Source organism: Streptomyces sp. MI02-7b, from assembly GCF_033793585.1.
GTDB lineage: Bacteria > Actinomycetota > Actinomycetes > Streptomycetales > Streptomycetaceae > Actinacidiphila.
In genome coordinates this window covers 502,355-512,406 of record NZ_JARAWX010000003.1, presented here as the reverse complement: position 1 = coordinate 512,406, position 10,052 = coordinate 502,355, and the positions used below count along the sequence as shown (strand labels likewise).

At 67.3% G+C, this 10,052-nt stretch carries 9 protein-coding genes and 1 pseudogene; 2 read left to right on the top strand and 8 right to left on the bottom strand.

Annotated elements, in window-relative coordinates; genetic code table 11:
- Together PV364_RS06985 and PV364_RS06980 are read left to right on the top strand one after the other, a co-directional pair.
- On the top strand, positions 1 to 993 hold a 993-nt coding region (locus tag PV364_RS06985; protein WP_319658803.1), incomplete at its 5' end, for an oligopeptide/dipeptide ABC transporter ATP-binding protein.
- 38 nt (positions 994 to 1,031) lie between these two features.
- Positions 1,032 to 2,732 (top strand): ABC transporter family substrate-binding protein, encoded by a 1,701-nt coding sequence (locus PV364_RS06980; protein WP_319658802.1) that lies wholly within the window; start codon positions 1,032 to 1,034, stop codon positions 2,730 to 2,732.
- Positions 2,733 to 2,809: 77 nt separating this feature from the next.
- On the opposite strand, the gene PV364_RS06975 is transcribed toward PV364_RS06980, so the two are convergent.
- The 8 genes and pseudogenes from PV364_RS06975 to PV364_RS06940 form a co-directional block, all read right to left on the bottom strand.
- On the bottom strand, positions 2,810 to 2,983 hold the full coding sequence (locus tag PV364_RS06975; protein WP_319658801.1) for a hypothetical protein: 174 nt from the start codon (positions 2,981 to 2,983) through the stop codon (positions 2,810 to 2,812).
- Positions 2,980 to 3,462 carry a hypothetical protein gene (locus PV364_RS06970; protein ID WP_319658800.1) on the bottom strand — a complete coding sequence of 161 codons (483 nt, stop codon included), beginning with the start codon at positions 3,460 to 3,462 and terminating at the stop codon, positions 2,980 to 2,982. The genes PV364_RS06975 and PV364_RS06970 overlap by 4 nt, the downstream gene beginning before the upstream one ends.
- Positions 3,455 to 3,856 (bottom strand): annotated as a pseudogene (locus tag PV364_RS06965) (sigma-70 family RNA polymerase sigma factor); the annotation flags it as partial. The gene PV364_RS06970 and the pseudogene PV364_RS06965, both read right to left, overlap by 8 nt.
- A gap of 149 nt (positions 3,857 to 4,005) precedes the next feature.
- The gene (locus PV364_RS06960; RefSeq protein WP_319658799.1) at positions 4,006 to 5,109 is read right to left on the bottom strand and encodes a dipeptide ABC transporter ATP-binding protein; all 1,104 of its coding nucleotides are present in this window, start codon (positions 5,107 to 5,109) and stop codon (positions 4,006 to 4,008) included.
- Positions 5,102 to 6,160 carry an ABC transporter ATP-binding protein gene (locus tag PV364_RS06955; protein ID WP_319658798.1) on the bottom strand — a complete coding sequence of 353 codons (1,059 nt, stop codon included), beginning with the start codon at positions 6,158 to 6,160 and terminating at the stop codon, positions 5,102 to 5,104. The genes PV364_RS06960 and PV364_RS06955 overlap by 8 nt, the downstream gene beginning before the upstream one ends.
- Before the next feature lie 11 nt (positions 6,161 to 6,171).
- Positions 6,172 to 7,113, bottom strand: a complete 942-nt coding sequence (locus tag PV364_RS06950; protein ID WP_319658797.1) for an ABC transporter permease — start codon at positions 7,111 to 7,113, stop codon at positions 6,172 to 6,174.
- Entirely contained in the window at positions 7,106 to 8,032 is a 927-nt protein-coding gene (locus PV364_RS06945) for an ABC transporter permease (protein WP_319658796.1), read from the bottom strand. Before PV364_RS06945 ends, PV364_RS06950 begins: the two co-directional genes overlap by 8 nt.
- Before the next feature lie 156 nt (positions 8,033 to 8,188).
- Positions 8,189 to 9,685, bottom strand: coding sequence for an ABC transporter substrate-binding protein (locus tag PV364_RS06940; RefSeq protein ID WP_319658795.1), 1,497 nt, complete (start codon positions 9,683 to 9,685; stop codon positions 8,189 to 8,191).
- Positions 9,686 to 10,052: the final 367 nt, after the last annotated feature.

Sequence of the window (10,052 nt, the reverse complement as noted above, 5' to 3'; positions counted from 1 at the left end):
GAAGTCCGCGGACTGGTCAAGCACTTCCCGCTGATGCACGGCGCCGTCATCAAACGCCGCGTCGGCGAGGTCCGCGCCGTCGACGGCATCACCTTCGACATCCGCGAAGGCGAAACCCTCGGCCTGGTCGGCGAGTCCGGCTGCGGCAAGACCACCACCCTGCTGGAAATCCTCGACCTGCCCTCCGGCCAGTCCGGCGCCGTCACCGTCTTCGGCAAGGACATCCGCGGCCTCAAAGGCGCCGACCGCAAAGCCCTGCGCCGCGACCTGCAAGTCGTCTTCCAGGACCCCATGGCCGCCCTCGACCCCCGCATGCCCGTGGGCGACATCCTCGCCGAACCACTCAAAACCCACGGCTGGTCCCGCGACCGCATCGCCGCCCGCGTACCCGAACTGCTCTCCCAGGTCGGCCTCGACCCCGACCACGTCGACCGCTTCCCCGCCGAATTCTCCGGCGGCCAACGCCAACGCATCAGCATCGCCCGCGCCCTGGCCCTGGAACCCAAACTCGTCGTCCTGGACGAACCCGTCTCCGCCCTGGACGTCTCCATCCAGGCCGGCGTCCTCAACCTCCTCGACGAACTCAAATCCCGCCTCGGCCTCAGCTACCTCTTCGTCGCACACGACCTGTCCGTCGTACGCCACATCGCCGACCGGATCGCCGTGATGTACCTCGGCCGCATCGTCGAGATCGGCTCCGCCGAAGCCGTCTTCGGCGCCCCCTCACACCCCTACACCCAAGCCCTGCTCTCCGCCGTACCGCTGCCCGACCCCCGCAGGGAACGGATGCGCAAGCGCGTTCTGCTCACCGGCGACCTGCCCAGCCCCACCGACGTTCCCACCGGCTGCCGCTTCCGCAACCGCTGCCCGAAGTTCGCCGCCCTCGACGAGGCCCAACGCGGCCGCTGCCGCGACGAGGACCCGTCACCCTCCGCACTGGCGGGCGACCACAACGCGGCATGCCACTACGCCGCCGCGGTCACTGTCGTCTGACCCCTTCGTTGTCCCACCCCGTTAGAGGAGAGAGTTCGTTGAACAGAACACGTACGTCCGCAGTCATGGTCGCGCTGGCCACCGCCGGCGCGCTGGTCCTCACCGCGTGCGGCGGCGACGACGGCGGAAAGAAGGACGCCGGCTCCAAGACCAACTCGGTGCCCAAGTCCAGCGCCAACAACATCAAGGCCACCGACCGCGACCAGCTCAAGCAGGGCGGCACCCTCAACTGGCCGGTCGCGGAGATCGCCGAGAACTTCAACTACAACGAGATCGACGGCACGCTCGCGGACGGCTTCGACGTCGAGCGCTCCCTGATCCCGATCACCATGCTGTCGGACGCGGCGGGCACGGTGTCCCCCAACCCCGACTACCTGACCTCGGCGAAGGTGGACGACAGCTCGGGCAAGCAGGTCGTCACCTACGAGATCAACCCCAAGGCCAAGTGGTCCGACGGCACGGCCATGTCCTGGAAGGACTTCGAGGCCAGCTGGAAGGCGCTGAACGGCAAGGATCCCAAGTACAAGATCTCCTCCAGCACCGGCTACGAGCTGATCTCCAGCGTCGCGAAGGGCAAGACCGACCAGGAGGTCGTGGTCACCTTCGACAGCCCCTTCGGTGACTGGAAGAGCCTGTTCAGCCCGCTCTACCCGGCCTCGGTCATCGGCACCCCGGACGGCTTCAACACCGGTTACCTCGGCAAGATCCCGGTCACCGCGGGCCCGTTCAAGTTCCAGGGCATCGACAAGACCACCAAGACCCTCACCGTCGTCCGCGACGACAAGTGGTGGGGCAACAAGGCCATACTCGACAAGATCATCTTCCGGGCACTGGACGCCGACGCCCAGGCCGGCGCCTTCGCCAACGGCGAGATCGGCTTCTTCAACGTGGGCCCCGACTCGGCCGCCTACAAGCAGGCCAAGGAGGTCAAGGGCGCCGAGATCCGCAAGGCGGCCGGCCCCAACTACCGCCACATCACGTTCAACGGCGCGCACGCGAACCTCAAGGACGTCAAGGTCCGGCAGGCCATCATGTCGGCCCTGAACCGCGACGCCATCGCGCAGTCCGACCTGCAGGGACTGGACTGGGACCCCAAGCCGCTGAACAACCACTTCTTCGTCACCAACCAGAAGGGCTACAAGGACAACGCCGCCGGCGTCGGCGTCTTCGACCAGGCCAAGGCCAAGAGCCTGCTGGACGAGGCCGGCTGGAAGCAGGACGGCGAGTTCCGCAAGAAGGGCGGCAAGACCCTCGAGCTGGACTTCGTCATCCCGGCAGCCGTCGCCACCTCCGCCAACGAGGGCAAGCTGATGCAGCCCATGCTCAAGGCGGTCGGCATCAAGCTCAACATCAAGACCGTCCCGGTGCAGGAGTTCTTCGACAAGTACGTCAACACCGGCAACTTCGACCTGACGGCCTTCTCCTGGCTCGGCACCGCCTTCCCGGTGTCGTCGACCAAGTCGATCTACGCCAAGCCCGTCGGTGACAACATCCAGCAGAACTACACCGGCATCGGCAGCGACGAGCTCGACGCGGCGATGAACAAGGCCGCCGCCGACACCGACACGACCCAGGCCATCACGGACGCCAACGCGGCCGACGTGCTGATCTGGCAGCAGGCCAACCTGCTGCCGCTGTACCAGCGCCCCGACATCTACGCGGTCCAGAAGAACCTGGTCAACATCGGCGCCTTCGGCTTCCAGGACCTGCGCTACGAGAACATCGGCTACACCAAGTAAGCCCCGCCGGCTCCCGGCACCCCTCCCGCCCCGTCACCGCTCCCGCGGTGACGGGGCGGGGTCGTTCCCCACCCGCCTCAGGACCGCGCGGCGAACTGGATCTCGACGGCCGAGACCCACGCGCCCGCCCGCTCCACACTGACCCGCAGCTGCGTGCCCTCCTTCGTGGTCCCCACGTACTGGACCCAGGTCCGCTCCGTACCGTCCTTCCCGGTCTGCCGCACTCCGCACTGCGCGAGCCGGTCACTCATCCCCCGGATCGCCTCCCGGGCCAGGCGGGAGTCCGCGTACTCGGCGACACGGTGCCGGGCCCTGGCCCCCCCTTGCCGGTGTACGTCCGGGCGAACTGCTGCTCGGCGGCGGGCTCCGCGTCGACCGTGCCGCCGCACACCCCGTCGAGCCCGACGGACGGCAGCCCGTGCGCGTCCGACGTGACCGCGTCGGCGGTCCAGGCGCGGGTCTTGAAGTAGGCCACACTGTTCCCCGGCAGCAGCCGCACCACACCGCCGACCATGAACGGGTTCCCCGTCCGCACGGCCGCCGGCGGAGTGTCCCGCGGCGTGCCCTGCGCCGCCCACGAGCCGATGCCCGCCGCCAGGGCGGCGACCACCGCGACCGCCGCTCCTCCCAGCCGCTGCCGCGCCCGGCGTCGCTCGCCCCGGGCCCGTACCGCCTGGGCCGGTGCGAGGCGTACCGGGACGCCCTCCAGCAGCTCCTCGACCTCAGCCATGCGTGGCCACCCCCTCGTCGTTCGTGTCGATGTCCGTCAGGAGCGTGCCGAGTGCCTTGCGGGCCCGGCTCAGACGGGTGCGCACCGCACCGTTGGACGCCCCCGTCTCGCGCGCCACCTCCTCCACCGGCAGGTCCAGCAGATGGTGCAGCACCACCACCCGTCGTTGGTCCGGGCTGAGTTCACGCAGGGCCGCCACCAGGGCCACCCGGTCCGCCGAGAGCGCGGGCGCGTCGGGCACCGGACCGTGCCGCCGTTGGGCCCGCAGACGGTTGCGGGTACGCCGCCAGCTGGAGACGGCCAGGCGCAGGGCCACCGTGCGGACCCAGGGCAGCGGGTCGCCCTCCCGGGTCAGCCGGTCCCATCGCTGCCAGGCCCTCGCGTACGCCTCTTCGTCCGGCCTCTTGCGCATCGGCCCCCGTTCCCTGTCCGTGGTCCCTGGCTTCTCACTGAGGAACACGCCTGGGAGCCCGGTGACGTTACACGCGGAAGGGCGCCCACGCGATGATCGCGTGGGCGCCCTTCCGGCGCTACGGGCCGTACTCAGACCGTGGCGTGGACGACGTCCTTCTCCTCGGCGAAGTGGCACGCCGAGTTGTGCGCGGCCGGGGTCTCGGAGCTCTTGAAACGCTCCGGGATCGCCAGCAGCGGCTCCTCGGTGGCGCACTTGTCCTGCGCCTTCCAGCAGCGGGTGCGGAAGCGGCAGCCGGACGGCGGGTTGGCCGGGGAGGGCACGTCACCAGTGAGGATGATGCGCTCGCGGTGCTCGCGCGCCTCCGGGTCCGGCACCGGCACCGCCGACAGCAGGGCCTGGGTGTACGGGTGGGTCGGGTGGTCGTAGATCTCGGTGTCGGTACCGATCTCGGCCATCCGGCCCAGGTACATCACGCCGACACGGTCGGAGATGTGCCGGACGATGGACAGGTCGTGCGCGATGAAGATGTAGGACAGGTTGAACTCGTCCTGCAGCTTCTCCATCAGGTTGATGACCTGCGCCTGCACGGAGACGTCCAGCGCCGAGACGGGCTCGTCGCAGATGATGATCTCCGGGTTGAGCGCCAGACCGCGGGCGATGCCGATGCGCTGCCGCTGGCCGCCGGAGAACTGGTGCGGGTACCGGTTGATGTACTCCGGGTTGAGACCGACGACGTCCAGCAGCTCCTGCACCTTGCGGCGCCGGTCGCCCTTGGGGGCCACCTCCGGGTGGATGTCGAAGGGCTCGCCGATGATGTCGCCGACCGTCATGCGGGGGTTCAGCGAGGTGTACGGGTCCTGGAAGACCATCTGGATGTTCCGGCGGACGGCCTTGAGCGCCCGCCCGGACAGCCGGGTGATGTCCTGGCCCTTGTAGAAGACCTCGCCCGCGGTGGCGCGCTCCAGGTTCATCAGCAGCTTGGCGACCGTGGACTTGCCACAGCCGGACTCGCCCACGATGCCCAGGGTCTCGCCCTGGTACAGGTCGAAGGAGACGCCGTCGACGGCCTTGACGGCGCCGACCTGCTTCTTGAACAGGATGCCCTGGGTCAGCGGGAAGTGCTTGACCAGGTTGCGCACCTGCAGGATCGGCTCGCCGCGCTCGACCGGCTTGGCGATCGCGGCCTCGACGACCTCGGCTGCCGCCTCATCGGTCTTGGGGAGCTCAGCCATGGATCGTCTCCTTCCAGAAGTGGCACGCGCTGCCGCGGCCCGGCAGCTCGGCGCCGTCCCGCTCGGTGACCGGGACCAGCCTGGGCACGTCGGTGCGGCAGATGTCCTGCGCCATCTCGCAGCGCGGGTTGAACGCGCAGCCGCTGGGAGTGTGCAGCAGGTTCGGCGGCAGACCCTTGATCGCGTAGAGCTCCTGGCCCTTCTGGTCCAGGCGCGGGATCGACGCCAGCAGGCCCTTGGTGTACGGGTGGGCCGGACGCTTGTAGATCTCGTGCACGGGGGCGGTCTCCACGATGCGCCCCGCGTACATCACGGCGATCTTGTCCGCGACGTCGGCGACCACGCCGAGGTCGTGGGTGATCAGGATCAGGCCCATGTTGAACTCGCGCTGGAGCTCCGCCAGGAGCTCCATGACCTGGGCCTGGACGGTGACGTCCAGGGCGGTGGTCGGCTCGTCCGCGATGATCAGGTCGGGCTCCAGGGCCAGCGCCATGGCGATCATGATGCGCTGGCGCATGCCGCCGGAGAACTGGTGCGGATAGTCGCCCACGCGCTCCTTCGCGGCCGGGATGCGGACCCGCTCCATCAGCTCGATGGCCTTGGTCTTGGCGTCCTTGCGGGACATGCCCTGGTGCACCCGGAACATCTCGCCCAGCTGGTAGCCGACGCTCAGCACCGGGTTCAGCGAGGACAGGGCGTCCTGGAAGATCATGGCGATCTTCCGGCCGCGGATCTTGCGGCGCTCCTCCGAGGACATCTTGAGCATGTCCTTGCCCTGGAAGAGGATCTCACCCTGCGGGATCTTGCCAGGGGGCATGTCGAGGATGCCCATGATGGCCTGCGCGGTCACGGACTTGCCCGAACCGGACTCGCCCAGCACCGCCAGCGTCTCGCCGGGCTCGACGGTGTAGTTCACACCGTTGACGGCCTTGGCGACGCCGTCCCGGGTGTGGAACTCCACGTGCAGGTCTCGGACCTCCAGCAGGGGAGCACCCGTGCCGTCGGCGCGCCGGGGGGCCGGCACGCCCTCCGTCATATCCATGGTGGTCATGTACGCCCTCCTCAGCGCAGTTTGGGGTCGAAGGCGTCGCGGACCGCGTCGCCGAGCATGATGAACGCCAGCACCGTGAGGCTGAGCGCGCCGGCCGGGAAGAGCAGGGCGTGCGGGGCGGTCAGGAACCGGTCCTGCACGTCGCTGATCATCAGACCCCAGGAGATGTTCGGCGACTGGATGCCGATACCGAGGTAGGACAGCGCGGCCTCGGCGGCGATGTACACGCCCAGGTTCATCGTCGTGATGACGATCACCGGTGCCAGCGCGTTCGGCAGGATGTGCCGGAACGCGATGCGCTTGCTGTCCGCGCCCAGCGCCTTGGCCGCCATGACGTAGTCGTTGTGCTTGTTGGCGATCACCTCGCCGCGCATGATGCGGAACACCTGGGGCCAGCCCAGGATCGCCAGCACCAGCGAGACCGTCCACACGTTGCCGGTGTTGAACATCGACATGATCAGCAGCGCGCCGACGATCAGCGGCAGGGCGAAGAAGACCTCGGTGACCCGGGACAGCACGTTGTCGAGCCAGCCGCCGCGCAGACCGGCGATCATGCCGAGCACGCAGCCGACCAGCGAGGTCAGCAGGGTGGTCACCACACCGACGATGATCGAGTTCCGGGTGCCCCAGACCGTGCGGGTGTAGATATCACAGCCCTGGAGGTCGTAGCCGAACAGGTGGCCCGAGGAGGGCCGGTCGAGCGAGTGCTCCAGCTGGCAGAAGCCGTCGACGAACGGGCTGCGCGCGGTGAAGACGCCGGGCGCGACCGCGAGCGCCAGCAGGAGCAGGATGATCACGCCCGAGACGATGAACATCGGGTTGCGGCGCAGGTCGGTCCAGCCGTCCTTGAGCAGGCTGGCCGCGCGGGCCGGCTTCTCCTCGGCCGCCGGCACAGGCTCGCCGGGCATCCCGTCCTTGGCCGGGATGGACTTCTCGATGGTGTTCTCACTCATAGCGGATCCTCGGGTCGAGCACGGCGTAGAGAACGTCTACGACGAGGTTGGCCACCAGGTAGATCAGGACGAGCAGGGTGACGATCCCGACCACCACCGGGCGCTCGCGCAGGTACACCGACTGCGCCAGCTGCTGGCCGATGCCCGGCAGGTTGAAGATTCTCTCCGTGATGATCGCGCCACCCATCAGCGCGCCCAGGTCCATGCCCAGGAACGTGACGACGGGGATCAGGGAGTTGCGCAGAGCGTGGAGCCCGATCACCCGACGGTACGGCAGGCCCTTGGCGACCGCGGTACGCACGTAGTCGGCACGGATGGACTCCATCATGCTGGCCCGGGTCAGACGGGTGATGTACGCCATCGACGTGGACGCGAGCACGAGGCCCGGCAGGATGAAGCTGGTCGGCCAGCCGTCGTCGGTACCGGCCACCGGGACGATGCCCAGGTTGACGCCGAGCTCCAGCTGGAGCACGTTGCCGAGCACGAAGACCGGGATCGAGATCAGCAGCAGGGTGCTGACCAGGACCAGCTGGTCCAGGAACTTGCCCTTGCGCAGCGCCGAGAGCACACCCGCCAGGATGCCGATGACGGCCTCGATGACGAAGGCGGTGATCGCCAGCTGCGCCGTCACCGGGAAGCGCTGGGAGACGATCTCGGAGATCGGGCGCCCGGTGTACGTGGTGCCCAGATCCCCGGTGAACACCCCCTTGATGTAGTACCAGTACTGCACGTACCAGGGGTCGTTGAGGTGGTACTGCTCTCTCAGGATCGCGGCGATGTTGGGGTCGGCTCGCTTCTCGCCGGCAAGTGCCTGGATCGGGTCGCCGTGCAGGGCGAAGACCAGGACATAGATGATCAACGTGACGCCTATCAGTACAGGTATCGCCTGCAAGATACGGCGCGCGACGTATCGGCCCATTGGTTCTCCAGAAGGGGGTGCTGACCCGCCTGCCGCCGGAGGGCTGGGAGGGGGCGGCGGGGCGGACGCGGACGGCAGACAGGGTGGGCAGGGGAAACCATCAGGCCTCCCCTAACCCACCCCATGTCAGCCCGTTACATCAAGGGCGTACTCGCCTCAGGCGAGCTTGACGCTGTCCCACAGGACGTTGCCACCGGCGATCTTCACGGCCGAGAGCTTGTCGCTGTAGCCCGCGTTCAGCTTGTAGAAGTAGACCGGGATGTACGGCATCTCCTTGAGGAGGATGTCGTCGGCAGCCTGGTACTTCTTCTGCGCGTCCGTGTCGCTCGCCGCCTGGTCACCCTCGGCGAGCAGCTTCTCGAACTGCGGGTTGGTGTAGCCAGCGTAGTTGGAGCCGTTCGCGATGGCGTCCTTCGAGAAGATCGGCCGGAGGTAGTTCTCCATGTTCGGGTAGTCCATGTTCCAGCCCATACGGAAGGCGCCCTGGTACTTCTTGGCGTCCAGGTCGTTCAGGATGGTCTGGAACTGCTCGAACGGCTTGGCCGTGACCTTGATGCCCAGGTTGGTCTGGATCTGGTTGGCAACAGCCTCGATCCACGCCTTGTGGTCACCGTCGGCGTTGTAGCCGAGCTCCAGCGTGTTGCCCGGGAGGCCGCCGCTCTGCTGGTAGAGCTTCTTGGCCTCGGTCGGGTTCAGGGTGCAAGCGTCGCCGCAGGCGCCCTGACGGTAACCCGGGATGATCGGGCTGATGAAGTCGTCAGCCGGCATACGGGCGCCGAGGAAGATCTTGTCGGCGATCGTCTTGCGGTCGATCGACATCGAGATGGCCTTGCGGAGGTCCGCGTTCTGGAAGGCCTTGTTGTACTTCAGCGGGAAGCCGATGTAGCCCACGCCGGAGTCGGACTCGTCGATCGCGCGGTCGCCGAGGTCCTTCTTGTAGGTGGCCAGACCGGAGGTCGGGATCGAGTCGTCGATGTCGAGGTTGCCCGCGACCAGGTCCTTGTACGCCGTGTCGGCGTCCGAGTAGACCTTGAAGTTGATGCCCTTGACCGCGTACTGCGAGGCCTCGGGGAACTTGTCGTACTTGACGACGCTGATCGACTCGTTGTGCTTGACCTTGCCCTTCATCATGTAAGGGCCGTTGCCGATCGGGGCCTCGCCGAAGCCCTTGGGGTCCTTGAAGAAGGCCTTGGGCAGCGGGTCGAAGCCGTTGAAGGACAGCTGCGCCTTGAACGCCGAGAAGGGCGCGGTCAGGGTGACCTTCAGGGTCGAGTCGTCGACCGCCTGGAGACCGGACAGCTTGTCGGTCGCCGGCTTCTTGCCCTCGCCCGGGTTCAGGTCCGCGTAGCCCTGGATGTGCGAGAACAGCGCGTTGGTCTGCTGGGCGTTGTCCTGGTTGGCGCCGTAGTTCCAGGCGTCGACGTAGGACTGGGCGGTCACCTTCTCACCGTTGTGGAAGGTGTAGCCGGGCTTGAGCTTGATCGTCCAGACCTTGGAGTCCGTCGTCTCTATGGACTGGGCCATGTCGTCGACGACCTTGTTGTCGGCGTCAAGCTTGGTGAGACCGACGAAGAGGGCGTGGACGACCTCGCCACCCTCGGTCTCGTAGGTGTTCGAGGGGACGAGACCGTTCTGCGGCTCGCCAATCTCCATCGACACAATGCCGTCAGACTTGCTGCCACCACCGGCATTGTCCTTGCCACCACCGCAAGCAGTTGCGGCCATGGCGACGATGATCGCGCCTGCGACCCAAGTGGCGCTCTTGGCACCGCGCATGGGTTTGCCTCCTCAGGAGTCACTGTCCGTACGTGAAAGGCGCCGGACCCCACTGACACCCCTGACAGTGGACTACCGGCTGCCTGTGCTCGTGAGTCGGCGCTCCCCATAAGCGCTTGGACCCATTGACCCGAGCTCAACGGCTCCAACTATCGGTCACGTTGGGCCTACGAACCACACACTTACGATCTCGTTTTGGTCACAACCGGTCCAAAACAGTTTCGCAATTCGGACATTTGGATTG

Coding starts and splice junctions, on each gene's coding strand:
- PV364_RS06975 (WP_319658801.1), bottom strand. CDS start 2,983: ATGAGTGACCGGCTCGCGCAGTGCGGAGTGCGGCAGACCGGGAAGGAC.
- PV364_RS06970 (WP_319658800.1), bottom strand. CDS start 3,462: ATGGCTGAGGTCGAGGAGCTGCTGGAGGGCGTCCCGGTACGCCTCGCA.
- PV364_RS06960 (WP_319658799.1), bottom strand. CDS start 5,109: ATGGCTGAGCTCCCCAAGACCGATGAGGCGGCAGCCGAGGTCGTCGAG.
- PV364_RS06955 (WP_319658798.1), bottom strand. CDS start 6,160: ATGACCACCATGGATATGACGGAGGGCGTGCCGGCCCCCCGGCGCGCC.
- PV364_RS06950 (WP_319658797.1), bottom strand. CDS start 7,113: ATGAGTGAGAACACCATCGAGAAGTCCATCCCGGCCAAGGACGGGATG.
- PV364_RS06945 (WP_319658796.1), bottom strand. CDS start 8,032: ATGGGCCGATACGTCGCGCGCCGTATCTTGCAGGCGATACCTGTACTG.
- PV364_RS06940 (WP_319658795.1), bottom strand. CDS start 9,685: ATGGAGATTGGCGAGCCGCAGAACGGTCTCGTCCCCTCGAACACCTAC.